22 protein-coding genes, 1 tRNA gene and 2 pseudogenes are annotated in these 24871 nt (G+C 51.6%); 19 read left to right on the top strand and 6 right to left on the bottom strand.

The window, feature by feature from the left end; translation table 11 throughout:
• Window positions 1-210 precede the first annotated feature (210 nt).
• Window positions 211-1599 carry a Na+/H+ antiporter NhaC gene (gene nhaC, locus NM96_13290; protein ID AVR80150.1) on the top strand — a complete coding sequence of 463 codons (1389 nt, stop codon included), beginning with the start codon at window positions 211-213 and terminating at the stop codon, window positions 1597-1599.
• Window positions 1600-1690: 91 nt separating this feature from the next.
• Here nhaC and NM96_13295 read toward each other — a convergent pair whose 3' ends face one another.
• Window positions 1691-2263, bottom strand: a complete 573-nt coding sequence (locus NM96_13295) for an NAD(P)H-dependent oxidoreductase (GenBank protein AVR80151.1) — start codon at window positions 2261-2263, stop codon at window positions 1691-1693.
• Window positions 2264-2658: 395 nt separating this feature from the next.
• Between NM96_13295 and NM96_13300 the strand changes: the two genes are divergently transcribed.
• From NM96_13300 to prpF, 11 genes and pseudogenes are all read left to right on the top strand, one after another.
• Window positions 2659-3372: a nicotinamide riboside transporter PnuC gene (locus NM96_13300; GenBank protein AVR80152.1), complete on the top strand. Its 714-nt coding sequence runs from the start codon at window positions 2659-2661 to the stop codon at window positions 3370-3372.
• Window positions 3373-3448: 76 nt separating this feature from the next.
• Window positions 3449-3670 carry a hypothetical protein gene (locus tag NM96_13305; GenBank protein ID AVR80153.1) on the top strand — a complete coding sequence of 74 codons (222 nt, stop codon included), beginning with the start codon at window positions 3449-3451 and terminating at the stop codon, window positions 3668-3670.
• Window positions 3671-3792: 122 nt separating this feature from the next.
• Window positions 3793-5055, top strand: coding sequence for a putative DNA modification/repair radical SAM protein (locus NM96_13310; protein AVR80154.1), 1263 nt, complete (start codon window positions 3793-3795; stop codon window positions 5053-5055).
• A gap of 19 nt (window positions 5056-5074) precedes the next feature.
• The gene (locus NM96_13315) at window positions 5075-5845 is read left to right on the top strand and encodes a hypothetical protein (GenBank protein AVR80155.1); all 771 of its coding nucleotides are present in this window, start codon (window positions 5075-5077) and stop codon (window positions 5843-5845) included.
• Window positions 5846-5987: 142 nt separating this feature from the next.
• A pseudogene (locus NM96_13320) lies at window positions 5988-6138 on the top strand (IS5/IS1182 family transposase).
• Window positions 6139-6222: 84 nt separating this feature from the next.
• Window positions 6223-7656 (top strand): MFS transporter, encoded by a 1434-nt coding sequence (locus tag NM96_13325; GenBank protein AVR80156.1) that lies wholly within the window; start codon window positions 6223-6225, stop codon window positions 7654-7656.
• Window positions 7657-8715: 1059 nt separating this feature from the next.
• Window positions 8716-9594, top strand: a complete 879-nt coding sequence (locus NM96_13330) for a methylisocitrate lyase (GenBank protein AVR80157.1) — start codon at window positions 8716-8718, stop codon at window positions 9592-9594.
• A gap of 80 nt (window positions 9595-9674) precedes the next feature.
• Entirely contained in the window at window positions 9675-10829 is a 1155-nt protein-coding gene (locus NM96_13335; protein ID AVR80158.1) for a 2-methylcitrate synthase, read from the top strand.
• 117 nt (window positions 10830-10946) lie between these two features.
• Window positions 10947-11156, top strand: coding sequence for a hypothetical protein (locus NM96_13340; GenBank protein AVR80159.1), 210 nt, complete (start codon window positions 10947-10949; stop codon window positions 11154-11156).
• A gap of 79 nt (window positions 11157-11235) precedes the next feature.
• Entirely contained in the window at window positions 11236-13845 is a 2610-nt protein-coding gene (gene acnD / locus NM96_13345; GenBank protein AVR80160.1) for a Fe/S-dependent 2-methylisocitrate dehydratase AcnD, read from the top strand.
• 41 nt (window positions 13846-13886) lie between these two features.
• Window positions 13887-15056: a 2-methylaconitate cis-trans isomerase PrpF gene (gene prpF, locus NM96_13350; protein AVR80161.1), complete on the top strand. Its 1170-nt coding sequence runs from the start codon at window positions 13887-13889 to the stop codon at window positions 15054-15056.
• A 2-nt stretch (window positions 15057-15058) separates the two neighbouring features.
• Here prpF and NM96_13355 read toward each other — a convergent pair.
• Window positions 15059-15308 (bottom strand): annotated as a pseudogene (locus tag NM96_13355) (hypothetical protein).
• 55 nt (window positions 15309-15363) lie between these two features.
• On the opposite strand from NM96_13355, the gene NM96_13360 reads away from it, so the two are divergent.
• The 5 genes from NM96_13360 (at window position 15364) to rpmG (ending at window position 20857) form a co-directional block, all read left to right on the top strand.
• The gene (locus tag NM96_13360) at window positions 15364-16575 is read left to right on the top strand and encodes an acetate kinase (GenBank protein AVR80162.1); all 1212 of its coding nucleotides are present in this window, start codon (window positions 15364-15366) and stop codon (window positions 16573-16575) included.
• Window positions 16576-17255: 680 nt separating this feature from the next.
• A complete protein-coding gene (locus NM96_13365) occupies window positions 17256-18446 on the top strand; it encodes a hemolysin D (protein ID AVR80163.1) in 1191 nt (396 codons plus the stop codon).
• Between the two features lie 187 nt (window positions 18447-18633).
• On the top strand, window positions 18634-20163 hold the full coding sequence (gene emrB, locus NM96_13370) for an MFS transporter (GenBank protein ID AVR80164.1): 1530 nt from the start codon (window positions 18634-18636) through the stop codon (window positions 20161-20163).
• Window positions 20164-20439: 276 nt separating this feature from the next.
• Window positions 20440-20673, top strand: a complete 234-nt coding sequence (locus NM96_13375; protein AVR80165.1) for a 50S ribosomal protein L28 — start codon at window positions 20440-20442, stop codon at window positions 20671-20673.
• Between the two features lie 28 nt (window positions 20674-20701).
• Window positions 20702-20857, top strand: a complete 156-nt coding sequence (rpmG, locus tag NM96_13380) for a 50S ribosomal protein L33 (GenBank protein AVR80166.1) — start codon at window positions 20702-20704, stop codon at window positions 20855-20857.
• A gap of 142 nt (window positions 20858-20999) precedes the next feature.
• On the opposite strand, the gene NM96_13385 is transcribed toward rpmG, so the two are convergent.
• From NM96_13385 to NM96_13400, 4 genes are all read right to left on the bottom strand, one after another.
• Window positions 21000-22184, bottom strand: coding sequence for an FAD-dependent hydroxylase (locus NM96_13385; protein ID AVR80167.1), 1185 nt, complete (start codon window positions 22182-22184; stop codon window positions 21000-21002).
• A gap of 218 nt (window positions 22185-22402) precedes the next feature.
• Window positions 22403-22477: transfer RNA gene (locus NM96_13390), tRNA-Arg, on the bottom strand.
• Between the two features lie 4 nt (window positions 22478-22481).
• On the bottom strand, window positions 22482-22928 hold the full coding sequence (locus tag NM96_13395; protein AVR80168.1) for a DUF441 domain-containing protein: 447 nt from the start codon (window positions 22926-22928) through the stop codon (window positions 22482-22484).
• A 5-nt stretch (window positions 22929-22933) separates the two neighbouring features.
• Window positions 22934-23908, bottom strand: coding sequence for an octaprenyl diphosphate synthase (locus tag NM96_13400; protein ID AVR80169.1), 975 nt, complete (start codon window positions 23906-23908; stop codon window positions 22934-22936).
• A 262-nt stretch (window positions 23909-24170) separates the two neighbouring features.
• Between NM96_13400 and rplU the strand changes: the two genes are divergently transcribed.
• The gene (rplU, locus tag NM96_13405; protein ID AVR80170.1) at window positions 24171-24479 is read left to right on the top strand and encodes a 50S ribosomal protein L21; all 309 of its coding nucleotides are present in this window, start codon (window positions 24171-24173) and stop codon (window positions 24477-24479) included.
• A gap of 25 nt (window positions 24480-24504) precedes the next feature.
• Window positions 24505-24777, top strand: coding sequence for a 50S ribosomal protein L27 (locus NM96_13410; GenBank protein ID AVR80171.1), 273 nt, complete (start codon window positions 24505-24507; stop codon window positions 24775-24777).
• Window positions 24778-24871 lie beyond the last annotated feature (94 nt).

Raw genomic sequence — 24871 nt, forward strand, 5'->3', positions numbered from 1 at the left:
TATGGTTATCTGTGGTATAAAAAGCCATAATATTTCTTAAATACTAAAAAATAGATATTTTCTTCTAAAAAATCCAATTTAAAATTATATTGTTTTAATAAAAATCTATTGCTACATTCATAAAAAATCACGGGATCGTCTGAAAAGCGGTTTTTCAGACGACCCCGTGTGCTAAACTTCGTTAAATACACACAAAACAGGCAAAGCAATATGTTTACATTCAAATCACTGCTCGATATGCCGCGCGGAGAAGCTCTTGCCGTCGTCGTGGCGTTAATCGGGGCGATGGGTTACACCATCATTTCGCTGGGCTGGCTGCCCCATATGTCCATCATTGCCGCCATTACCGTCCTTATCCTCTACGGCCTCGCGCGCGGGTTGAAATATAACGACATGCAAAAAGGCATGGTCGGCGCGGTGGGGCAGGGCATGGGCGCGATTTACCTGTTTTTCTTCATCGGGCTGATGGTCAGCGCGCTGATGATGAGCGGCGCGATTCCAACGCTGATGTATTACGGTTTCGGGCTTATTTCCCCTACTTATTTCTATTTCTCCGCCTTTGCGCTTTGTTCCGTCATCGGTGTGTCCATCGGCAGCAGTTTGACCACTTGCGCCACCGTCGGCGTTGCCTTTATGGGCATGGCGGCGGCGTTTCATGCCGATTTGGCGATGACGGCGGGTGCGATTGTTTCCGGCGCGTTCTTTGGCGACAAAATGTCCCCGCTCTCCGATACCACGGGTATTTCCGCCTCCATCGTCGGCATTGATTTGTTCGAACACATCAAAAACATGATGTACACCACCATTCCCGCGTGGCTCATCAGCGCGGCATTGATGCTGTGGCTCTTGCCCAATGTTGCCGCCCACGATTTGAACAGCGTCGAATCCTTCCGCAGCCAGCTTGAAGCGACGGGCTTGGTGCACGGCTATTCGCTGATTCCGTTTGCGCTGTTGGTCGTGCTGGCGCTGTTGCGCATCAACGCCGTTGTCGCCATGCTCTTCACCATCCTCGCCGCGCTTGCGGTAACTTATTTCCACAGCACGCCCGACTTGAACCAGCTCGGCACATGGTTTTACGGCGGCTACAAACTCGAAGGCGAAGCGTTTCAAGACATCGCCAAACTCATTTCGCGCGGCGGTTTGGAAAGCATGTTCTTCACGCAAACCATCGTGATTCTCGGCATGAGTTTGGGCGGATTATTGTTTACGCTCGGCGTGATTCCGTCGCTGCTGGACGCCATCCGCGCGTTCCTGACTACCGCCGGACGCGCTACATTCAGCGTTGCCGCCACGTCGGTCGGCGTCAATTTCCTCATCGGCGAACAATATTTGAGTATTTTGCTTTCCGGCGAAACCTTCAAACCCGTGTACGACAAGCTCGGACTGCATTCGCGCAACCTTTCGCGCACGCTGGAAGACGCGGGTACGGTCATCAATCCGCTTGTGCCGTGGAGCGTGTGCGGCGTGTTCATCAGCCACGCCCTCGGCGTACCCGTTTGGGAATACCTGCCTTATGCCTTCTTCTGCTATTTGAGCCTGATTTTGACGCTGCTGTTCGGTTGGACAGGTCTGACGTTGAGCAAGAAAGAAACTGCGTAAAGCAGGGGATACAAAGGTCGTCTGAAAACCTTCGGCATAGGTTTTCAGACGACCTTTTTTATGGAAATGCTTTGACGGAATAGATGACGGCTTATTTGGGATTTTTCTCGATCAGGGCGACGAGTTGATCGATATAGCCTTGGACGAAGCTGCGTGCCGATTCGATGAGTTTGCCGTTATCGTCAAACTCAAACAGAGTAGGGGAGTTGCCGAGGAAGACTTCGGGCTGTCCGGTCAGCGGCATATTGAAGTAGGACAAGGCGAGGCGCAGGTTTTTTTGCGAGCTGTAACCGCCCATTTTGCCGACGGAATGGCTGATGATGCCTGCGGGCGTGTTTTTCCATGCGACGTCGGCGTTGGGTTTGGAGCCGATGTCTACCGCGTTTTTCAGACAGGCGGGGACAGTGCGGTTGTTTTCGGAGGTAACGAACAATACGCCGGCGGAGGCTTTGATGGTTTCGCGGAAGGCAGTGTAGCTTTCGGGCGTGGGGAAGTCGGTTTCGGCGGGGTCGTCGTAGTCGAAATTGTAGAGCGGCAAGCCGCCGATTTCGACGATTTGGGCTTCGTAGCCTTCGGGGAACATGGGGATGACGTTTTGCGCCACTTTGCGGGCAAACGAGCCTTTACGCAGGCTGCCTACTAAAATGCTGACTTTTTTTGCCATGAATTTTCTCCTGATTGTGTGAAAATAAAAACGATTCGTAAATTCATTTTAAAATGGGCGCGGATAACGGTCAAGATTAGGGCATCGCGTTAAGGCGGCTTTATCTACGGGCAGGTCGTACACGCTGAGATTTCGTTTCTTTGCGGTTGTTATGGGAATTTTGATGAAAATTCAGTTGCTTGAAGACATATCGACAGATGGAAAGCCTTGTTTTTTTCGGATTCACTGTATTCCTTGGGCAACAGTTTTAATTAGATATATAACTTTAGTAATTGTTTTATTGCGTGCGAATTGAAACTTACGCATAATGTAAAACATATGCAATATGGGATGGATTTTTGGGTTTGAGAGGCATCCCACATCGAGCATCAATAAAGAAAAAAGAGGGAAAAATCATGTCATTAGACTGGTGGAAACGCGAATTGTTCGGCGGTTGGACGCATTTCGAAGCGGTGTGGCTGCTGATGTTTTTGGGGATACAGGCGGTCGTGTTCGTCTTCAATCCCGACTCATGGCTGGCGAGCATTGCGGCGGTAACGGGCATTTTGTGCGTCGTCTTCGTCGGTAAAGGGAAAATCAGCAATTATTTGTTTGGGCTGATTTCCGTATCGCTGTATGCTTATGTTTCCTATACGTTTAAGCTCTACGGCGAGATGATGCTGAATTTATTGGTGTATGTGCCTGTCCAGTTTGTCGGTTTCGCTATGTGGCGCAGACATATGGCTCTGGGCGAAACGGCGGAAACGGAGGAAGTGAAGGCGAAGGCGTTGACGGTCAGGCAGTGGTTGCTGGTGGTTGCCGTGTCCGTTGTGGGGACTTCGGCATATATCGAATGGCTGCACCACTTAGGCAGCGCGTTGCCGACCCTTGACGGCGTAACGGTCGTCGTGTCGATTGTGGCTCAGGTGTTGATGATTCTGCGCTACCGCGAGCAATGGGCATTGTGGATTGTGGTCAATATCCTGACGATTTCGCTGTGGGCTGCGGCATGGTTGAAAAACGGAGAAACGAGCCTGCCGCTTTTGCTGATGTACGTCATGTATTTGTGCAATTCGGTTTACGGCTATATCAACTGGACGAAGCTGGTAAAACGGCATTCGGGAAAATAATTATCAAGCTTCAAAGGTCGTCTGAAAATCCGGTATCGGGTTTCAGACGACCTTTTGCATATCCATGCCAATCTGCATGCCTAAAATATTTCAATATGTTGATATTAACGCTTCCGATATTGACTCAGAAAATATGGCTCACGGATACCACGCCGACAATCCCAACTTCCTTTCTAAAACCATTGTGGCGACGCTGTTTATCGGCGCGTTTTTCATCATACTCCTGCTTAACCCGAATATCTTGCATTTTGCTTTCAATCCAAAACGTAGCATTCTGTCGCGTTACAAACCTTCATAAATGCTTAGACAGGCATCATGTCTGTCTGAATCATCCTTCAAACTAAGGAAAAATTTAGCTGACTAAATAAAATCTTACAATTATAATAAAAAAACTTAACTTTCTCTAATAACAGATAAGCTATGGACTATCAAAAAATCAGCCGTAAGCTCGAAATTTTAGCCGATGCCGCCAAATATGATGTTTCCTGCTCGTCGAGCGGCGGTTCGCGCGGCAACGACGGACAAGGCTTGGGCAACTCTTCGCGCGCGGGCATCTGCCACAGTTTCACCGAAGACGGCCGCTGCGTATCGCTGCTGAAAATCCTGCTGACCAACCATTGCATCTACGACTGCGCTTATTGCGCTTCCCGCCGCAGCAACGACATCCCGCGCGCGGCGTTTACGGTCGATGAAGTGGTGGATTTGACCATGAGCTTTTACCGCCGCAACTATATCGAAGGACTGTTTTTGAGTTCCGGCATCTTCAAAAACGCCGACTACACCATGGAACGCTTGGTGCGGATTGCTAAAAAACTGCGCGAAGAACATCGATTTAACGGCTACATCCATCTCAAAACCATTCCGAAAGCGTCTGCCGAAATCCTGCACGAAGCCGGGCTGTATGCCGACCGCCTCAGCGTCAACATGGAAATCCCCACCGTTTCCGGCCTCAAGCTGCTCGCGCCCGAAAAAAAACACAGCGATATGACGCAACCGATGGCGTTTGTCCGTAACGAAATCACCGCCTTTGCCGACAGCCGCAAAACCATCAAATCCACGCCCAAGTTCGCCCCTGCCGGACAAAGCACGCAGTTCATTATCGGCGCGGCAGGCGAAACCGACCGCCAAATCATCCGCGCCGCAGGCGGGTTTTACCGCCATTACGGCCTCAAACGCGTGTATTACTCGGGCTATGTACCGGTATTGGAAGACAAACGCCTGCCGCCTTTATCGACACAAGTGCCGCTGCGACGCGAAAACCGGCTCTATCAGGCAGATTGGCTGATGCGTTTTTACGGCTTTTCCGATCATGAAATCTTAGACGAACAGCAACCTTTTCTCGACTTGGATTTCGACCCCAAGCTCGCTTGGGCGCTGCGCCACCGCGAATGGTTTCCCGTGCCGCTGCAACACGCGCCGCTTGAAATCATCTTGCGCGTGCCCGGTATCGGCGTGAAGTCCGCCCGTAAAATCGTACAGGCGCGCCGCTTCCGCATGATTACCATGGCACACCTGCGCAAAATGGGCGTGGCACTAAACCGCGCACGCTATTTCATCACCCTGCCCGAACCCAACCGCTACGCCGACCTAATCGACAGCCCGCAACTGCGCGGCCTGCTTTTACAAAACACACGCTCCAAATTCAGCCAAAGCGATGCCGTGCAAACCGATTTGTTCGGCTGATAACGAAAAGGTCAACATTATGCAACTCACTTTGCACTACGACGGCAGCTTCGACGGCCTGTTAAGCACCGTGTTTCATGTTTACGCCTGCAAATACGCTCCTGAAAACGTGCATATTACCCATGATGCGCAGGATACGGATTTATTCAGCCACAGCGAAACCGTTACCACCTCCCCCGAACGCGCCCAGCGCGTTTTCAAACGGCTCGAACAGCAAATCGGGCGCAGCGGTATGGTCAAACTGCTGTATGGTTTTTTAATCGCCCTACCTGAGATGCCCGACACTTTTCTGCGCATCGTCAGCCTGATGCTTGCCCGCCCGATGCGCAAAGACGTGCTCTGCGATTACGGTCTTTACGATGTGATGCAATGGGCGCAATGGGTGAAAACCGTCGGACATGAAAAACACCGGATGGAAGCGTTTGTCCGTTTTGAAGAGCTGACAGACGGTCTGTATCTCGCGCGTATCGAACCTCAATACGATGTGTTGCCCTTGATTACACGCCATTTCCGCAACCGTTATCCGCAACAGCAATGGGCAATATTCGATATGCAGCGCCATTACGGCATCTTAAGCGACCCAAACGGCCTGCACGCAATCAACGGGCTTGAAGCCGACCGCATCCAAACATCGTACACCCCTGACGAACGCAGTTACCAAGCCCTTTGGCAGGACTATTTCAACAGCAGCAATATTCCATCCCGACGCAATCCCCGCTTGCACCGCCAACAAATGCCGCAACGCTATTGGAAATACCTTACTGAAAAACAACCTGCTGTTTTAAAATAAAAAAATGCCTATCGAAAACAGGTTCGGACAGGCTTTATAGCGAATAAACTTATTACTTATCTTGAGGCTGACATTTTTCAGCAGGAGGCCATACGGCCCTGAATAACTGCTCCTACTCATCGAGTGTATACCCAATAATTTTATTGTCGCGTTGTATAGTGGATTAACTTTAAACCGGTACGGCGTTGCCTCGCCTTAGCTCAAAGAGAACGATTCTCTAAGGTGCTGAAGCACCAAGTGAGTCGGTTCCGTACTATCTGTACTGTCTGCGGCTTCGTTGCCTTGTCCTGATTTAAATTTAATCCACTATAGTTTCAGACGACCTTTTGCATCTCCATGCTAAAATCCGTGTTCCTCAAACATTTCAATACGATGTTATGCACGCTTCCGATTTTGAAACAGACGATACGGCTCACGAATACCACGCCGACAATCCCGATTTTCCTGCCAAAACCGTTGTGGCGACGCTGTTTATCGGCGCGTTTTTCGGCTATCTCAACGACACGCTTTTAAATGTCGCGCTCACGCCGATTATGAAGGACTTCGGTGTCGATAAGACCACCGTCCAATGGCTGACGACGGGCTTTTTGCTGGTGATGGGCGCGTTCACGCCGATTACGGCAGGCGTGATTCAATGGTTTGAAACGCGCAAGATGGTGTTGTTTACGCAGGCGACGTTTCTGGCGGGTTCGCTGATTTGCGCGTTTGCGCCGACTTTCGGGATTCTGGTCGCGGGGCGGATGGTGCAGGCGGTGTCTGCCGCGTTTTTCGTGCCGCTCCTGTTTAACGGCGTTTTGTCGATTTACCCGCCGAACAAACGCGGAACGGCGATGGGCGTGATTACCATGATGTTCACCGCCGCGCCCGCGATAGGGCCGACGCTGTCGGGCATCATCATCGACCACACGCATTGGCGCGTGCTGTTCGGCTTTACCGCGCCGTTTATGCTGGCGGCGATGGCGTTGGTGGGCAAGTATCTGACGGTTAATTTGAGCACCATCAGCCGTCCGAAGATTGATATTTTGTCTGCCGTACTGTCGATTGTTGGCTTCGGCGGGCTGGTGTATGCGAGCAGTAATTTCGCCAGTCTGCCGCTGGCGGAATTTATCCTGCTGTTTGCCGCCTCCGTCGCGCTGGTGGGCTGGTTCGCATACCGCCAGTCCCGCTTGGCGACGCCGCTGCTGAACCTTCGGGCGTTTGAATATAAGCAGTTCCGCCACTGCGTCGTGATTCTGGCGGGCGCGGTATTCCTGTTTTTAGGTTTGGAACTGCTGATGCCGATGTACACGCAGCAGGTGCTGATGCTGACGGGTACGGCGACGGGGCTGATTTTGATGCCCGCGAGTATCGCCCAAGCGGTTGCCGCGCCTTTGTTCGGCAAACTGCTGGACAAGAAAGGCGGACGGTTTGTCGTGTTGCCCGCCACGGTGATGCTGACGGTGTCGCTGGCGGTGTTGTGGCTGTTTTTGCGGATTGACACGCAAGTCATGATGCTGACCGCCATGTTCACGCTGATGGCGGTGTCTGTATCCGCCTGCGTAACGGGCGAAACCCACGGCTTGAACGCGCTGCCGAAAAAACTCAATCCCCACGGCGCGGCGATTCTGACCACCATCAACCCGATTGCCGGCGCGATCGGCGCGGCATTTTTCGTCGGCGCGACCAATATCGGCGAGAAACTGTCCTCCGCCGCCTCGCCGCAACAGGCCATGCTCGACGGCATCCATCTGGCGATGGGCAGCGCGCTAGTGTTGGGCGCGGTGATGGTGTTTTTCGCCATGCGCCTAAAGCGGCATCAAACAGAGTCATAGCGCGTGCTGAGAATGTGAGAAAAGGTCGTCTGAAACCATGTGTTTATAGGTTTCAGACGACCTTTTTGTGTTTTAGGGTGGATGAACCTGAATCTGATATAAGTAAACAACTTTTTCATGAAATACAAAACTTTCTCTGACAGGTAAACCAAAAACGACGGCTGGGAGTGAGGTCATCTGAAATCATAGGGTTACGGTTTTCAGACGACCTTTTTATATTTAAAACTACATATGACTACATTTTTAAATCTTATTATTTTTAATTCAAAATCATGATGCTATCTTGATTTTGGTCGTCTGAAAGTAAGTGAGTGCAAAATTGGGCGGTTTGGGTGGTGTGGATACCTATTTTCGCGCTTGAATAAAAATTCTCGAAAAATGAATTAATTATATTTGTTTTTGAGATAGATTGTTTAAAATCGTTCTGATTGGTTTGGAACGGTATAATCTCCGTCAGTTATAGATTTGGGTTGTTTTAAGGCGGGAGTTTTTGGTTTTATTTATGAAGTATTGTTTATTAATGATTGAATTTTTTAAAAATATTTTAGAAAAAGTGTTTGACAGCCTGAAAATTATTTTTTAAATTTGTCCATACTTATAAAAACTACATAGTACTACAAAGGAACCCTATCATGAATCTGTACCAAACTTCTCCGTCTTGTTATAGATCGTCTTCTATCTCTGCCGCATCCGTCGTCGTCTGCTTTTGGGCAGTCGCGGCGGTCTGACGGCTCTTCGCCCGAACCGGGGTTTCCGCATTTCTGCGGACGGTTTGGGTTTTGAAAATTCTGTCTTTCCAACTGTATTTCCTTTCCGAATTTAAAAATTATTAAAAATTCCATATACCTCTGCCTTAGCCGAATTGTTTGTATTAAATTTGTTAACTGATTGTTTTTATTGATTTTGATTTTTCAGACGACCTGGTAGGTTTGGGTTTTGAAAGGTCGTCTGAAAACGGTTTTGAAACCATTGTTTCTTTTTGAACGGTTCGTTTCAGGTTTTGCGGAAACCGGGCCGCTGAGTCGATACTGAAAAAAATCTAATCTACAAAGGAGAAATATCATGAGCCAACTTTCTGCCGGCACCCGTTTCCGCCAAGCTGTGAAGGAGTCGAATCCCCTTGCCGTGGTCGGCTGCGTGAACGCTTATTTTGCGCGGCTGGCGACGCAGAGCGGGTTTAAGGCGGTGTATCTGTCGGGCGGCGGCGTGGCGGCCTGTTCGTGCGGGATTCCGGATTTGGGCATCACCACGATGGAAGATGTGCTGATTGATGCGCGGCGGATTACGGACAATGTGGATACGCCTTTGCTGGTGGACATCGATGTCGGCTGGGGCGGGGCGTTCAATATCGCGCGCACGATTCGCAACTTCGAGCGTGCGGGTGTGGCAGCGGTGCATATCGAAGACCAGGTGGCGCAGAAGCGTTGCGGGCATCGTCCGAACAAGGCCATTGTTTCTAAAGATGAAATGGTAGACCGCATTAAAGCCGCCGTCGATGCGCGCGTGGATGAGAATTTTGTGATTATGGCGCGGACGGACGCGCTGGCGGTGGAAGGTTTGGATGCCGCCATCGAGCGGGCGCAGGCTTGCGTGGAAGCGGGCGCGGACATGATTTTCCCCGAAGCGATGACGGATTTGGCGATGTACCGGCAATTTGCGGACGCGGTGAAAGTGCCCGTGTTGGCGAACATTACCGAATTCGGCGCGACGCCGCTTTATACGCAGCGCGAGCTGGCGGACAACGGCGTGTCGCTGGTGCTGTATCCGCTCTCGTCGTTCCGCGCCGCGAGCAAGGCCGCGCTGAATGTTTATGAGGCGATTATGCGCGACGGCACGCAGGCGGCGGTGGTCGATACCATGCAGACCCGCGCCGAGCTTTACGAGCATTTGAATTATCACGACTTCGAGCAGAAGCTGGATAAATTGTTTCAGAAGTAAAAAACCGTTTTCAGACGACCCTCAACCTTGAATAGGTCGTCTGAAAACCCAAAACCCATAAAACACAAAGGAGAAATACCATGACTGCAACCACCGAAACCCCGACCTTCAAACCGAAAAAATCCGTTGCCCTCTCCGGCGTGGCGGCGGGCAATACCGCGCTGTGTACCGTCGGCCGCACCGGCAACGATTTGAGCTACCGCGGTTACGACATCCTCGATTTGGCGCAGAAATGCGAGTTTGAAGAAGTCGCCTACCTGCTGATTCACGGCCACCTGCCCAACAAATTCGAACTCGCCGCCTACAAAGCCAAGCTCAAATCCATGCGCGGCCTGCCTATCCGCGTGATTAAGGTTTTGGAAAGCCTGCCTGCGCACACGCATCCGATGGACGTCATGCGTACCGGCGTGTCCATGCTCGGCTGCGTTCATCCCGAACGCGAAAGCCACCCCGAAAGCGAAGCGCGCGATATTGCGGACAAACTCATTGCCAGCCTCGGCAGCATCCTGCTCTACTGGTATCAATATTCGCACAACGGCAAACGCATCGACGTCGAAAGCAAGGAAGACACCATCGGCGGCCACTTCCTGCACCTTTTGCACGGCAAACGCCCGACCGAATCGCAGGTTAAGGCCATGCACGTTTCACTGATTCTGTATGCGGAACACGAGTTCAACGCCTCCACCTTCACCGCCCGCGTGATTGCCGGTACGGGTTCGGACATGTATTCCTGCATCACCGGCGCCATCGGCGCGCTCAAAGGTCCGAAACACGGCGGCGCGAACGAAGTTGCCTACGACATCCAAAAACGCTACCGCAACGCCGACGAAGCCGAAGCCGACATCCGCGAACGCATCGCCCGCAAAGAAATCGTTATCGGGTTCGGCCATCCGGTTTACACCATTTCCGACCCGCGCAACGTCGTGATTAAAGAAGTGGCGCGCGGTTTGAGCCGCGAAGCGGGCGACATGCGCCTCTTCGACATCGCCGAACGCTTGGAGAGCGTGATGTGGGAAGAGAAAAAGATGTTCCCCAACTTAGACTGGTTCTCCGCTGTGTCCTACCAAAAACTCGGCGTACCGACCGCCATGTTCACGCCGCTTTTCGTGATTTCGCGCTCCACCGGCTGGGCGGCACACGTCCTCGAACAGCGCAAAGACGGCAAAATCATCCGTCCGAGCGCGAACTACACCGGCCCTGAAGATTTGGCGTTTGTGGAGATTGAGGAACGCTGAGACGGACCACAGCCGTAGGAAATACCAATCGGATTTCAGACGACGTGTAGCGTGGGTTTTACCCGCGGAAAACTGAGATTCGCCTACGGTTCCGCTTTTCAGACGGCCTGTTGAAATATGCGAGAGAGAGAAGGTCGTCTGAAAAACCAGCCGCAACGTCTGCCGTCATTCCCGCCCCCGCCTAAGCGAGGACAGGCCGCGGCGGGAATGACGGAGGCAGCGCGGCAACTTTTTTCACGGTTTCGCCAAAATGCAGGAAAAGCCCGCGAGCCGAACGGATTTCAGACAACGTGCAATCGTTGTTATCCATTAAAAACTGAATATTAAAGTTTCAGACGACCCCTTCCAACAAACGTCGTCTGAAACCTCAAACCACAAGAAAAATAGATCCACAGGAGAACTGAACATGGCTGCCAACCAACGTTACCGCAAACCGCTGCCCGGTACGGATTTGGAATACTACGACGCGCGTGCGGCGTGTGAGGACATTCAAGCCGGCTCTTACGACAAGCTGCCTTACACGAGCCGCATTTTGGCGGAGAACTTGGTCAACCGCGCGGACAAAGTTGATTTGCCGACGCTGCAAAGCTGGCTGGGCCAGTTGATAGAAGGCAAGCAGGAAATCGACTTTCCGTGGTATCCCGCGCGGGTGGTGTGCCACGATATTTTGGGGCAGACCGCGCTGGTGGATTTGGCGGGCTTGCGCGATGCGATTGCAGAGAAGGGCGGCGATCCTGCCAAAGTGAATCCGGTGGTGCAGACGCAGCTTATCGTCGACCACTCGCTGGCAGTGGAATGCGGCGGCTACGACCCCGATGCGTTCCGCAAAAACCGCGAAATCGAAGACCGCCGCAATGAAGACCGTTTCCACTTTATCAACTGGACGAAAACCGCTTTTGAAAATGTGGACGTGATTCCGGCGGGCAACGGCATCATGCACCAAATCAACTTGGAAAAAATGTCTCCGGTTGTCCAAGTCAAAAACGGCGTGGCATTCCCTGATACTTGTGTGGGTACTGACTCTCATACGCCGCACGTCGATTCATTGGGCGTGATTTCCGTAGGCGTGGGCGGTTTGGAAGCCGAAACCGTGATGTTGGGTCGTGCCTCCATGATGCGTCTGCCTGATATTGTCGGCGTGGAGCTGACGGGCAAACGCCAGCCGGGCATTACGGCGACGGATATTGTGTTGGCGCTGACCGAGTTTCTGCGCAAAGAACGCGTGGTCGGGGCGTTTGTCGAATTTTTCGGCGAGGGCGCGAGAAGCCTGTCCATCGGCGACCGCGCGACCATTTCCAACATGACGCCGGAGTTCGGCGCGACTGCCGCCATGTTCGCCATCGATGCGCAAACCATTGATTATTTGAAACTGACCGGCCGCGACGACGCGCAGGTGAAATTGGTGGAAACCTACGCCAAAACCGCCGGACTGTGGACGGACGACCTGAAAACCGCCGTTTATCCGCGCGTGTTGAAGTTTGATTTGAGCAGCGTAACGCGCAACATGGCAGGCCCGAGCAACCCGCACGCGCGTTTTGCCACCGTCGATTTGGCAGCGAAAGGGCTGGCGAAGCCCTACGAAGAGCCTTCAGACGGCCTCATGCCCGACGGCGCGGTCATCATCGCCGCGATTACCAGTTGCACCAACACTTCCAACCCGCGCAACGTCGTTGCCGCTGCGCTTTTGGCGCGCAACGCCAACCGCTTCGGGCTGAAACGCAAACCGTGGGTCAAAACTTCGTTCGCCCCCGGCTCGAAAGTGGCGGAAATCTATTTGAAAGAAGCAGGTCTGTTGCCCGAAATGGAAAAACTCGGCTTCGGCATCGTCGCCTTCGCCTGCACCACCTGCAACGGCATGAGCGGCGCGCTCGACCCGAAAATCCAACAGGAAATCATAGACCGCGATTTGTATGCCACCGCCGTACTGTCGGGCAACCGCAACTTCGACGGTCGCATCCACCCGTATGCGAAACAGGCTTTCCTCGCTTCGCCCCCGCTGGTGGTGGCCTACGCCGTCGCAGGCAGCATCCGTTTCGATATTGAAAACGACGTGCTCGGCGTTTCAGACGACGGCAGGGAAATCCGCCTGAAAGACATCTGGCCGACCGACGAAGAAATCGATGCCGTTGTTGCCGAATATGTGAAACCGCAGCAATTCCGCGACGTGTATGTACCGATGTTCGACACCGGCAAAGCACAAAAAGCTCCGAGTCCGCTGTACGACTGGCGCCCGATGTCCACCTACATCCGCCGTCCGCCCTATTGGGAAGGCGCGCTGGCGGGCGAACGCAGCCTGACGGGAATGCGCCCCTTGGCGATTCTGCCCGACAACATCACCACCGACCACATTTCGCCTTCCAACGCGATTCTGGCGGCGAGTGCGGCGGGCGAATATCTGGCGAAAATGGGTTTGCCCGAAGAAGACTTCAATTCCTACGCCACCCACCGCGGCGACCACCTCACCGCCCAACGCGCCACTTTCGCCAATCCCAAATTGTTTAACGAAATGGTGAAAAACGAAGACGGCAGCGTACGCCAAGGCTCGCTCGCCCGCGTCGAACCCGAGGGCGAAACCATGCGCATGTGGGAAGCCATCGAAACCTATATGAACCGCAAACAGCCGCTCATCATCATCGCCGGCGCGGACTACGGCCAAGGTTCCAGCCGTGACTGGGCGGCGAAGGGCGTGCGGCTGGCGGGCGTGGAAGCCATCGCCGCCGAAGGCTTCGAGCGCATCCACCGCACCAACCTTATCGGCATGGGCGTATTGCCGCTGCAATTCAAACCCGGCACCAACCGCCACACCCTGCAACTGGACGGCACGGAAACCTACGACGTGGTCGGCGAACGCAAACCGCGCGGCGACCTGACCCTCGTCATCCACCGCAAAAACGGCGAAACCGTCGAAGTCCCCGTGACCTGCCGCCTCGATACCGCAGAGGAAGTGCTGGTGTACGAAGCCGGCGGCGTGCTGCAACGGTTTGCACAGGACTTTTTGGAAGGAAACGCGGCGTAGAGGTCGTCTGAAAACCCGAATCAGAAACAAGGAGAAACAGAATGCCGCAAATCAAAATCCCCGCCGTTTACTACCGCGGCGGTACATCAAAAGGCGTGTTTTTCAAACGATCCGACCTGCCCGAGGCGGCGCGGGAAGCGGGTAGCGCGCGCGACAAAATCCTGTTGCGCGTACTCGGCAGCCCCGACCCCTACGGCAAGCAGATAGACGGTTTGGGCAACGCCAGCTCGTCCACCAGCAAGGCGGTGATTTTGGACAAGTCCGAACGTGCCGACCACGACGTCGATTACCTTTTCGGGCAAGTTTCCATCGACAAGCCTTTCGTCGATTGGAGCGGTAATTGTGGCAACCTCACCGCCGCCGTGGGCGCGTTCGCCATCGAGCAGGGCTTGGTCGATAAAGGCAAAATCCCTTCAGACGGCATCTGCACGGTGAAAATCTGGCAGAAAAACATCGGCAAAACCATCATCGCCCACGTTCCTATGCAAAACGGCGAAGTGTTGGAAACGGGGGATTTCGAGTTGGACGGCGTTACCTTTCCCGCCGCCGAAGTGCAAATCGAATTCCTCGATCCCGCCGACGGCGAAGGCAGTATGTTTCCGACCGGCAATCTGGTGGACGAGCTGGACGTTCCGGACATAGGTCGTCTGAAAGCCACGCTCATCAATGCCGGCATTCCAACCGTTTTCCTGAACGCCGCCGACTTGGGTTACACAGGCAAAGAGTTGCAGGACGACATCAACAACGATGCCGCTGCGCTGGAAAAATTCGAGAAAATCCGCGCTTACGGTGCGCTGAAAATGGGCTTGATTAACGACGTGTCCGAGGCCGCCGCCCGCGCGCACACGCCGAAAGTCGCCTTCGTCGCCCCCGCCGCCGATTACACCGCCTCCAGCGGCAAAACCGTGAACGCTGCCGACATCGATCTGCTGGTACGCGCCCTGAGCATGGGCAAACTGCACCATGCCATGATGGGCACCGCCTCGGTCGCCATCGCCGCTGCTGCTTCCGTCCCCGGCACGCTGGTCAACCTCGCCGCAGGCGGCGGAACGCGCAACGAAGTGCGCTTCGGCCATCCTTCCGGCACATTGCGCGTCGGCGCGGCGGCAGAGTGTTCGGACGGCATCTGGGTGGTGAAAAAAGCCGTTATGAGCCGCAGTGCGCGCGTGATTATGGAAGGGCGGGTGCGCGTTCCCGATGATTGTTTTTGAAATCATGTAGGACGGACATCACTGTCCACTGTTTCAGACGACATTTGATAAAGGATTGCAATAAAGTCGAATAGTCTAACCGCCGTCATTCCCGCGCAGGCGGGAATCCACAGTCGATATTCTGTTTCCTGATTTTTATCAGAGCTTGCTTGTGAGCAAATATGGATTCCCGCCTGCGCGGGAATGACGATAGAAAATGCGGCATAAGCTTGCCCAAAAGGTCGTCTGAAACACACCCCGCCCAACGCCCATCCTTTTTCAGACGACCCCACCAAAAAAACAACCACAAACTACAAGGAGAAATATCATGTCCGACCAACTCATCCTCGTCCTGAACTGCGGCAGTTCCTCGCTCAAAGGTGCCGTTATCGACCGCAAAAGCGGCAGCGTCGTCCTAAGCTGCCTCGGCGAACGTTTGGGTACGCCCGAAGCCGTCATCACCTTCAGCAAAGACGGCAACAAACGCCAAGTTCCCCTGACCGGCCGCAACTGCCACGCCGGCGCGGTGGGTATGCTGTTGAACGAACTGGAAAAACACGGCCTGCACGACCGCATCAAAGCCATCGGCCACCGTATCGCCCACGGCGGCGAAAAATATCACGAGTCCGTCCTCATCGACCAAGACGTCCTCGACGAACTGAAAGCCTGCATCCCGCTCGCCCCGCTGCACAACCCCGCCAACATCAGCGGCATCCTCGCCGCGCAGGAACACTTCCCCGGCCTGCCCAACGTCGGCGTGATGGACACCTCGTTCCACCAAACCATGCCCGAACGCGCCTATACCTACGCCGTACCGCGCGAATTGCGCAAAAAACACGCCTTCCGCCGCTACGGCTTCCACGGCACCAGCATGCGCTACGTCGCCCCCGAAGCCGCGCGGATTTTGGGCAAACCGCTGGAAGATTTGCGCATGATCGTCGCCCACCTCGGCAACGGCGCGTCCATCACCGCCATCCGAAACGGCAAATCCGTCGATACCAGCATGGGCTTCACCCCCATTGAAGGCCTCGTCATGGGTACCCGCTGCGGCGACATCGACCCCGGCGTGTACAGCTACCTGACCGCCCACGCCGGCATGAACATCGAGCAAGTCGATGAAATGCTGAACAAAAAATCAGGATTGCTCGGCATCTCCGAACTCTCCAACGACTGCCGCACCCTCGAAATCGCCGCCGACGAAGGCCACGAAGGCGCACGTCTCGCCCTCGAAGTCATGACCTACCGCCTCGCCAAATACATCGCCTCGATGTCGGTTGCCTGCGGCGGCATAGACGCCCTCGTCTTCACCGGCGGCATCGGCGAAAACTCCCGCAACATCCGCGCCAAAACCGTCGCCTACCTCGACTATTTGGGTTTGCACATCGACACCAAAGCCAATATGGAAAAACGCTACGGCAACTCAGGTATCATCAGCCCGACAGGTTCCAATCCCGCCGTTTTGGTCGTACCGACTAACGAAGAACTGATGATCGCACTCGACACCGCCGAACTGGCAGGCTTCTTACAAGAAGCAGGCTAGGGGCTGAGGCAGCACGTTTTTGAAATAACAATGAAATAGAAAAGAGGTCGTCTGAAAGATAGGTTTCAGACGACCTCTTTGTTTGGAAAGACGATCTTATGCTTTTCTTTGTTATTTGGAAGAGAACTAAGAGGGTAGGGGATGTTTTTCAGCTTAAAAGCAAGATTATGAAACAGATACTTTCCCGACTCAGGAAAAAGTTAAATTTTAGGAATAAATGTTTATTATGTTAATTTGAAATATTGAAATAGTTTCATAAGAAATTAAAAGAGGTAAGTAAGCAACAATGAAACGTAATTCAGATATGTTTTACATTCCGTATGGGATTAGAATGCCTGCAAATTATTCTCTAAATAATCATTATATTGAGTAAAGAAAAATGACAATAAATTATTAAAGGGATGGTTTGTCATATTTCATTTAAAATAGTTACTTGATTGAGTAATGGTGCGGATATAGAATGCCCGTTTCCCTATATCTTATTTGACGTTTAAATTAAATCAATAAGATATTATTATTTAATAAACATAAAATAATATTCGATATTAGGTTTTTTGCGAATCCTTAGATTGATCTTGTTTTTGAAATCAAGGTAAATCGGAGCGGCTACGGATTTATCCAAGATTCGGATGTTAGTTTTGTAGAAAGCCTATTAGTTTAATACTCGGGTAAATTAAATCATGGAAACAAAGTCAGCAAACGGCGGGCAAACTCCCAGCACATCGGGCAAACCGGTCAAAATGCCGAACAGGCGCAAGCGGAATATGGCAGTGGTTACGCTGCTATTTGTTTTGGCGGCTATTGGCGTTGCTTTTGCTTATGTTTTGTTTTGGCAGCACGAAGAAACAACTGAAGACGCATATGTTGCGGGATATTTGGTTCAGATTACGCCGCAAGTCGGCGGGACAGTGCGCAAAGTCATGTTTGACGACACGGATGTTGTGAAAAAAGGCGATGTTTTGGTTACTCTGGATGACAGTGATTTCCAGCTGGCGTATGACAGGGCGCAAAACGAGCTGATTCAGGCAATCCGTCAAAACAAGCAGCAGACGGCAGTCAATTCCCAGGCGAAAGCGCAAGTGTTGCTGCGTAAAGCCGATTTGGCACGCGCTCAGGCAGATTTGCGGCGCCGGGAGGCCCTATCCGGTACGGATGCCATTTCCGGTGAGGAGTTGAGTCATGCCCGGGCGGCGGTCGTTCAGGCGCAAGCAGCATTGAAAGCAGTGAAAGCGGAAGAGGCTTCGGCTCAGGCTGCGTTGGGTAACAATATTCCCGTGCGCGAGCAACCTGCCGTTCAAACAGCAGTGAGCAAGATTAAAGATGCCTGGCTGAATTTGCAGCGTACACAAATCCGCGCGCCTATGGGCGGGCAGATTGCCAAACGCAATGTCCAAGTCGGACAGAGAATTTCGCAAGGCGCGGCGCTGATGGCAGTTGTTCCCTTGACGGATTTGTGGGTGGATGCCAATTTTAAAGAATCGCAATTACGAAAAATGAAAATCGGACAGCCTGTGGAAATGACTGCCGATTTGTACGGCAAAAAAGTGGTTTACCACGGTAAAGTCATGGGCTTGTCCGCAGGTACGGGCAGCGCGTTTTCACTTTTGCCGCCGCAAAACGCAACGGGCAACTGGATTAAAGTCGTTCAGCGTGTACCGGTCAGAATCAGCCTGGATCCTAACGAATTGAAAGCAAACCCCTTGCGCGTCGGTCTTTCTATGACAGTCAAAGTCGATATTGCCGAAGCGGGTTCGGGCAAGCCGATGACGGCGGCCGCCGTGAAAAATTCGGCAGCCCCGGAAACGGACAGCGTAGATTGGGCGGCGGCTAATGCATTAATCGATAAGATTTTTGAAAAATACGCCAAATAACCTGTTTCAGACGACCTTCGGTATCCCGACAGGTCGTCTGAAACGTTCATATCCGGCAAATTAGTGAAATAAGTAGTGCGATCAGGATGAGGGACTTGCTCATTCTGTTTCAAGAGAAAGTCGATACGGCAAACCCCGCCTAGGTTAAAAGCGGGAATGGCAATGTCGGCAGTGAAGGAAGATTTTGATGAATTATCCGCCGTTGACAGGCATCAGGTTGGTCTTGGTTACATTGTCGCTGAGCCTTGCCGTCTTTATGGAAGTATTGGATACGACGATTGCCAATGTTGCCGTCCCCGTTATTGCCGGTGATTTGGGTGCGGCAACGACTCAGGGAACGTGGGTGATTACATCATTTGCCGTGGCAAATGCCATTTCCGTACCGCTGACAGGGTTTCTTGCGAAGCGGGTGGGTGAAGTGCGGCTGTTTGTCGGATCGGTCATCGGCTTCGTGATTACATCTTGGCTGTGCGGTATTTCACCGAATTTGCAAACCTTGGTGTTCTTCCGTATTTTGCAGGGTTTTGTCGCAGGACCGCTGATTCCTTTGTCCCAAAGCCTCCTGATGGCATCTTACCCGCCGGAGAAGCGGACTTTGGCATTGGCACTTTGGGCGATGACCGTCGTGGTCGCCCCTGTTTTAGGGCCGATTTTCGGTGGCTGGATTTCGGACAACTGGCATTGGGGTTGGATATTCTTCATCAATATTCCCATCGGCATTTTGTCTGCGTTAATTGCCTGGCAGCAACTGCGCGACCGTGAAACCGATACGGTTAAAACGCCTATTGATTACACGGGGCTGATTTTGATGATCGTCGGTATCGGCTCGTTGCAAATGATGTTGGACAGGGGGAAAGAGCTCGATTGGTTCGCATCGGGTGAAATTATCGTATTGGCAGTCGTTGCAACGGTATGTCTGACTTATTTCATTGTTTGGGAATTAGGTGAAAAATATCCGATTGTCGATTTGTCTTTGTTTAAAAACCGCAACTTTACCATCGGCGTCTTGACGACTTCGCTCGGGTTTATGGTGTATATGGGCACGTTGACGCTTTTGCCGCTGGTGTTGCAGTCCAACCTCGGTTATACCGCCACATGGGCGGGATTGGCGGCTGCGCCTATCGGATTTCTGCCGATTTTCCTCTCTCCTTTGATAGGGCGGTTCGGCAATAAAATCGATATGCGCCTGTTGGTTACCGGTAGTTTTTTGATGTTTGCCTTTACTTTTCATTGGCGGACAGATTTTTATGCGGGAATGGACATGAGCAACGTTGTCTGGCCGCAGTTTTGGCAGGGTTTGGGTGTGGCCATGTTCTTCCTGCCGCTGACTACCATTACTCTGTCGCACATGAAAGGTCCGCAAATCGCATCGGCAAGCAGTTTGTCGAATTTTCTACGTGTCTTTATGGGTGGTGTCGGTGTGTCTGTCGTCAGTACCATGTGGGAGCGGAGGGAGGCTTTACATCATACGCAACTGACTGAACATATCACGCCGTATTCTCCGGATACCGCTGAAGCAGTCCGTCAGATGGCGGAAGCGGGTTTGAACGGAGAGCAGGCAGTCGGTCTGATAAACAGTACCATTACCCAACAGGGTTTTATCGTTGGCTCGAATGAGATATTTTTGGCGGGCAGTATCTTGTTCATTATCATGATTCCCATTATTTGGCTGGCGAAGCCGCCTTTCCATCACGACGGAGGCGGAGGAGGGCATTGATGAGTGTTGCTGCGGAAGGAACTGGAATCGCTAATTCGAGAGAAAAGGTCGTCTTAAAACGGTAACGACAGTTTCAGACGACCTTTTCATATGCAGAAGCTTTGGAAATCCGCTATAATTTCGCCTCATTCATTTCGCGGTCAAAGCGTTTCGCGAAAACAACATTTGGAAGATTTATCCCGACAGGCAGTCGGTTTTTTGTCAAAATGCTTGAACTAACGCTGTTTTTTATGGTATAAATCGCGTTTTACTATTTTAGAAGTTTGGAGACTAACCATGGCACGAGTTTGCAAAGTGACCGGTAAGCGCCCGATGTCTGGCAACAACGTATCACACGCCAACAACAAAACCAAACGTCGTTTTTTGCCTAACTTGCAATCACGTCGTTTCTGGGTAGAAAGTGAAAACCGCTGGGTTCGCCTGCGCGTTTCTAACGCTGCATTGCGTACCATCGACAAAGTAGGCATTGATGTCGTATTGGCTGATTTGCGTGCTCGCGGCGAAGCTTAATTTAAACCGTTAATTAAGGATTACTGCAATGCGCGATAAAATCAAACTGGAATCCAGTGCTGGTACTGGTCATTTCTACACCACTACCAAAAACAAACGCACTATGCCCGGCAAATTGGAAATCAAAAAATTTGATCCGGTTGCCCGTAAACATGTTATTTACAAAGAAACCAAATTGAAATAATCCGGTTTCTGGAAAATGGAAAAGCCTCTGTCGGACAGGGGCTTTTTTATTTGGAACCTTATATGTTCAAAGTTGCTGTGGAAAATATATAAAAGGTCGTCTGAAAAGCATTTCAGACGACCTTTTGATGTGTTTAAACGGATTAGCCGGTCAGTTGTTTGGTAATCAGTTTTTTCAGCGGTGGGAAGTTGTTGCTGGCGCGCAATACCAAGCCGCGCAGGATTTTGGCAGGCGCGGTTTCATTGGTAAAGAGTTTGAGCAGCATATTGGTGCCGTGGTAAATCGGCTGGGCATGGAGCATATGCTTGGTGCTGTATTTTTCCAGCAGGCTGGTGGCGCCGATGTCTTGACCGCGTTGTTCTGCTTCGAGAACCAGTTTTGCCAAGAGGTCCGCGCTGGATAGACCTAAGTTGAAACCGTGTGCGGTAACAGGGTGCATGCCTACGGCGGCGTCGCCGATTAAGGCGCTGCGTTTGCCATAGAAGCGTTGGGCAATCATGCCGACCAAGGGGTAGTTGTGAATGGTACTGACCAATTCCATGTCGCCCAAACGGCCTTTGAGTTGCTCTTTGACGCTGGCTGCCAATTCTTCGGGAGACATTTTTTTGATGGTGTCTGCCTTGTCGCTATCGACGGTAATGACTGTGTTGGTCAGATGTTCTTCCAAGGGCAGCAGGGCGATGGTGCGGCCGTAGTGGAAGCATTCGTAAGCGGTATGCTGGTTGGACAGGGTATGCTTCATGCGGCAGACAAACATGGTGCGACTGTAATCGTGCATATCGGAGGAAATGCCCAGTTGTCGGCGGGTTTGGGAAAAGCGGCTGTCTGCTGCCAAGAGTAGGCGGCCGCTCAAAACTTCGCCGTTTTCCAAGATGACTTGGGCTTCATCTTCGGAAGTTTTGACTTCTTTGACGCCCGTACCGGTCAGAATGGTAACGTTTTCCAGTTTGGATACGACTTCATAAGCGGCTTTGCGGATATTGTGGTTTGAAATCAGATAACCTAAGCAGTCGGCAGGTTCGCCGCGCGCTTGGGTCGGTTGCGGGAAGTGGAGTTGGTAATCGGACTGCCCGTTCAAGACTTTTGCATCGCGTAAGGGGTAAATTTCGTCTTTCGGAATCAAATCCCACATGCCCAAGCGTTGCATAATTTCGCGGGATAGGTGGGTTAGCGCGATTTCCCTGCCGTCGTAAGGCGGATTTTGCAAAACCTCCAGGGGGCTTTTTTCAATCAGGGTAACTTTTAAACCGCTTCCGGCCAGTTCGGCTGCAAAGCTGAGTCCTGCCGGTCCCGCACCTACGACGAGAATATCGCTGTGTAAGCTCATAAGGCATCCTTTTTATTTAATGGAATGGAGGTTTCAGGGGATCTTGGAGTAAGGTCGTCTGAAAAAAAGAACTGGGTGTGATTATAGCAAAATAGATGGAGAAAAAAGAGAGATGCAAATGACTGGGGGAAATTTTACTTTGGTCTTAATGTAAATCAAGAATTCGGTAATGCCGGATTGCAGATGGTGGGTATTCAATACGACATATTTTGCAGTGATGGCCTCGCCAACAGGAATCGAACCTGTATTTTACGCTTAGGAGGCATACGTTCTATCCGTTGAACTATGGCGAGCGTGTTAAACTTTTCCTGCAATAAACGATAATAATCCCGCGGCAATCAGCGGGCCGACCGGAATGCCGCCCATAAACGCCACACCGATAACCGTACCAATCAAAAGACCTGTTACCAAAACAGGTTGTTCGCTCATCAGCGGTACGCCGCGTCCTGCCAGCCAGGCGACAAGGATGCCAATTAATACGGCGGCAATCATTTTAAAATTGACAAACTCCGACAGCGGCGGAATTTGAACCTTCCCTGAAACCAGCGGACTTAAAACCCCGATTGTCAGCAAAATAATCCCAAAATGCAAGCCGTGTTTTTCCATGAAAGGAATATATTGCGATAAAGCAGTCTGCTGCATTAAAAGCAAAATTGCTGCGGAAATTGTAATCGAGTTGTTGTTGCTGACGACGCCGAGAAAAATCAGCGTCACCAAAAACATCGGGACGAAATTGAAATTCATCGGATTTAAGAAACCCGTGCCAATGATTCCTCGGCCAACTGAATCATCGCCTGTTTGACTTCGCTATCGGGCAATACTGCCAAAGAAGCCACGGCTTGCTCAACGGCTTTTCGTGCTTCGGAAATCGAATAAGTCAGCGCATCGGAATGGACAACATAATCATGGATTTTTTGGAAACTGCCGCGATCCGCATTTTCCAAAGCGTGTCGAACATCGTCAGCCACTTGTTTCGAACCGTTGCGCATCAGATAAATCAGCGGCAAAGTCGGTTTGCCTTCTGCCAAATCGTCGCCGACGTTTTTACCGATTTCTTCGGTTTCGCCCGAATAATCCAAAACATCATCAATAATTTGGAACGCCGTACCGACATACATGCCGTAGTCTTTCAACGCCTGCTCATGCTCGGGGGCGGCATTGCCCAAAATCGCGCCAACCTGCGCGGCCGCTTCAAACAATTTGGCCGTTTTATATTGAATCACTTGAACATATTGCGCTTCAGTAATATCGGTATTGCCGATGTTCATCAGCTGCATGACCTCGCCTTCAGCAATAATATTGGTTGCATCCGCCATGACTTCCAAAATGCGCATACTGCCGGAATCAACCATCAATTGGAAAGCGCGCGTATACAAAAAGTCGCCGACCAACACCGCCGCCGCGTTGCCGAACAGATTATTCGCCGTTTCGCGTCCGCGGCGCAAATCGCTTTCATCGACCACATCGTCATGCAGCAGGGTCGAAGTGTGGATAAATTCCACCATTGCCGCCAAAGCATACAGCTTATCTCCATCATAGCCGACCGACTTACCTGCCAAAATCGTCATAATCGGACGCAGACGCTTACCGCCGGCACTGATAATATAAGTACCGATTTGCGAAATCAGCGCAACATCAGACTGAACCGCTTGGTTGATCACCTCATTGACCCGTGAAAGGTCTTCAGGCAGATGGCGTTGGAAATAAGGCAGGTTTTCGAGCATAACACATTCTCAGTCGGCAAAATGAAGCAGGCTTGCCGTATAAATAAATGGGTTGGGTATAAGGCGGAAATAATATTGCCGCATAAAAAATATCGGCAATCCAACGCGCGATTATAGCAGCAAAGCCCGTTTGACACATCTTTCAAACGACCCTGCCCCCACAAACGAAATAAACTTTGACAAAACAGGCAAATAGCAATAGAATCTCGTGTTTCGCACAATGGTGTGCGAGATATTAACCATAATTCTCATGGAGTTGAGTATGTACGCGGTCGTAAAAACCGGCGGCAAACAATATAAAGTTGCCGTTGGCGAAAAATTGAAAGTAGAACAGATACCAGCCGAACTCGACAGCCAAATCGAACTGACCGAAGTTTTGATGATTGCTGACGGCGAATCTGTAAAAGTTGGCGCTCCTTTCATTGAAGGCGCAAAAGTAACAGCTAAAGTAGTAGCCCATGGTCGCGGCGAGAAAGTACGCATTTTCAAAATGCGCCGCCGTAAACACTACCAAAAACGCCAAGGCCATCGCCAAAATTTCACCCAAATCGAAATCGTGGCAATCGCCTAATTTTTGAAACTTAGGAGTATTACAAATGGCAAGTAAAAAAGCAGGCGGTAGCACCCGCAACGGTCGCGATTCAGAAGCCAAACGCTTGGGCGTAAAAGCCTACGGCAACGAGCTGATTCCGGCAGGTTCCATCATTGTCCGCCAACGCGGTACCAAATTCCACGCCGGTGACAACGTAGGCATGGGCAAAGACCACACTTTGTTCGCTAAAGTTGATGGTTATGTTGAATTCAAAACCAAAGGTGCGCTGAACCGTAAAACGGTCAGCATCCGTCCTTACACCGGTTCTGAAGAATAATCCGAGTTTATCGTGATATTGAAAAAGCTGTATTTCTTAAGGAATACAGCTTTTTTGTTTGTGTCAGGTTGAGTGGTTTTACAGGTCGGCATTA

Source organism: Neisseria mucosa (assembly GCA_003028315.1).
Lineage (GTDB): Bacteria > Pseudomonadota > Gammaproteobacteria > Burkholderiales > Neisseriaceae > Neisseria > Neisseria mucosa.

Excerpts from the sequence above, each read along its gene's own strand:
- nhaC (AVR80150.1), top strand. The coding sequence starts at position 211 with ATGTTTACATTCAAATCACTGCTCGATATGCCGCGCGGAGAAGCTCTT.
- NM96_13295 (AVR80151.1), bottom strand. The coding sequence starts at position 2,263 with ATGGCAAAAAAAGTCAGCATTTTAGTAGGCAGCCTGCGTAAAGGCTCG.
- NM96_13300 (AVR80152.1), top strand. The coding sequence starts at position 2,659 with ATGTCATTAGACTGGTGGAAACGCGAATTGTTCGGCGGTTGGACGCAT.
- NM96_13305 (AVR80153.1), top strand. The coding sequence starts at position 3,449 with ATGCCTAAAATATTTCAATATGTTGATATTAACGCTTCCGATATTGAC.
- NM96_13310 (AVR80154.1), top strand. The coding sequence starts at position 3,793 with ATGGACTATCAAAAAATCAGCCGTAAGCTCGAAATTTTAGCCGATGCC.
- NM96_13315 (AVR80155.1), top strand. The coding sequence starts at position 5,075 with ATGCAACTCACTTTGCACTACGACGGCAGCTTCGACGGCCTGTTAAGC.
- NM96_13325 (AVR80156.1), top strand. The coding sequence starts at position 6,223 with ATGCACGCTTCCGATTTTGAAACAGACGATACGGCTCACGAATACCAC.
- NM96_13335 (AVR80158.1), top strand. The coding sequence starts at position 9,675 with ATGACTGCAACCACCGAAACCCCGACCTTCAAACCGAAAAAATCCGTT.
- NM96_13340 (AVR80159.1), top strand. The coding sequence starts at position 10,947 with ATGCGAGAGAGAGAAGGTCGTCTGAAAAACCAGCCGCAACGTCTGCCG.
- acnD (AVR80160.1), top strand. The coding sequence starts at position 11,236 with ATGGCTGCCAACCAACGTTACCGCAAACCGCTGCCCGGTACGGATTTG.
- prpF (AVR80161.1), top strand. The coding sequence starts at position 13,887 with ATGCCGCAAATCAAAATCCCCGCCGTTTACTACCGCGGCGGTACATCA.
- NM96_13360 (AVR80162.1), top strand. The coding sequence starts at position 15,364 with ATGTCCGACCAACTCATCCTCGTCCTGAACTGCGGCAGTTCCTCGCTC.
- NM96_13365 (AVR80163.1), top strand. The coding sequence starts at position 17,256 with ATGGAAACAAAGTCAGCAAACGGCGGGCAAACTCCCAGCACATCGGGC.
- emrB (AVR80164.1), top strand. The coding sequence starts at position 18,634 with ATGAATTATCCGCCGTTGACAGGCATCAGGTTGGTCTTGGTTACATTG.
- NM96_13375 (AVR80165.1), top strand. The coding sequence starts at position 20,440 with ATGGCACGAGTTTGCAAAGTGACCGGTAAGCGCCCGATGTCTGGCAAC.
- rpmG (AVR80166.1), top strand. The coding sequence starts at position 20,702 with ATGCGCGATAAAATCAAACTGGAATCCAGTGCTGGTACTGGTCATTTC.
- NM96_13385 (AVR80167.1), bottom strand. The coding sequence starts at position 22,184 with ATGAGCTTACACAGCGATATTCTCGTCGTAGGTGCGGGACCGGCAGGA.
- NM96_13395 (AVR80168.1), bottom strand. The coding sequence starts at position 22,928 with ATGAATTTCAATTTCGTCCCGATGTTTTTGGTGACGCTGATTTTTCTC.
- NM96_13400 (AVR80169.1), bottom strand. The coding sequence starts at position 23,908 with ATGCTCGAAAACCTGCCTTATTTCCAACGCCATCTGCCTGAAGACCTT.
- rplU (AVR80170.1), top strand. The coding sequence starts at position 24,171 with ATGTACGCGGTCGTAAAAACCGGCGGCAAACAATATAAAGTTGCCGTT.
- NM96_13410 (AVR80171.1), top strand. The coding sequence starts at position 24,505 with ATGGCAAGTAAAAAAGCAGGCGGTAGCACCCGCAACGGTCGCGATTCA.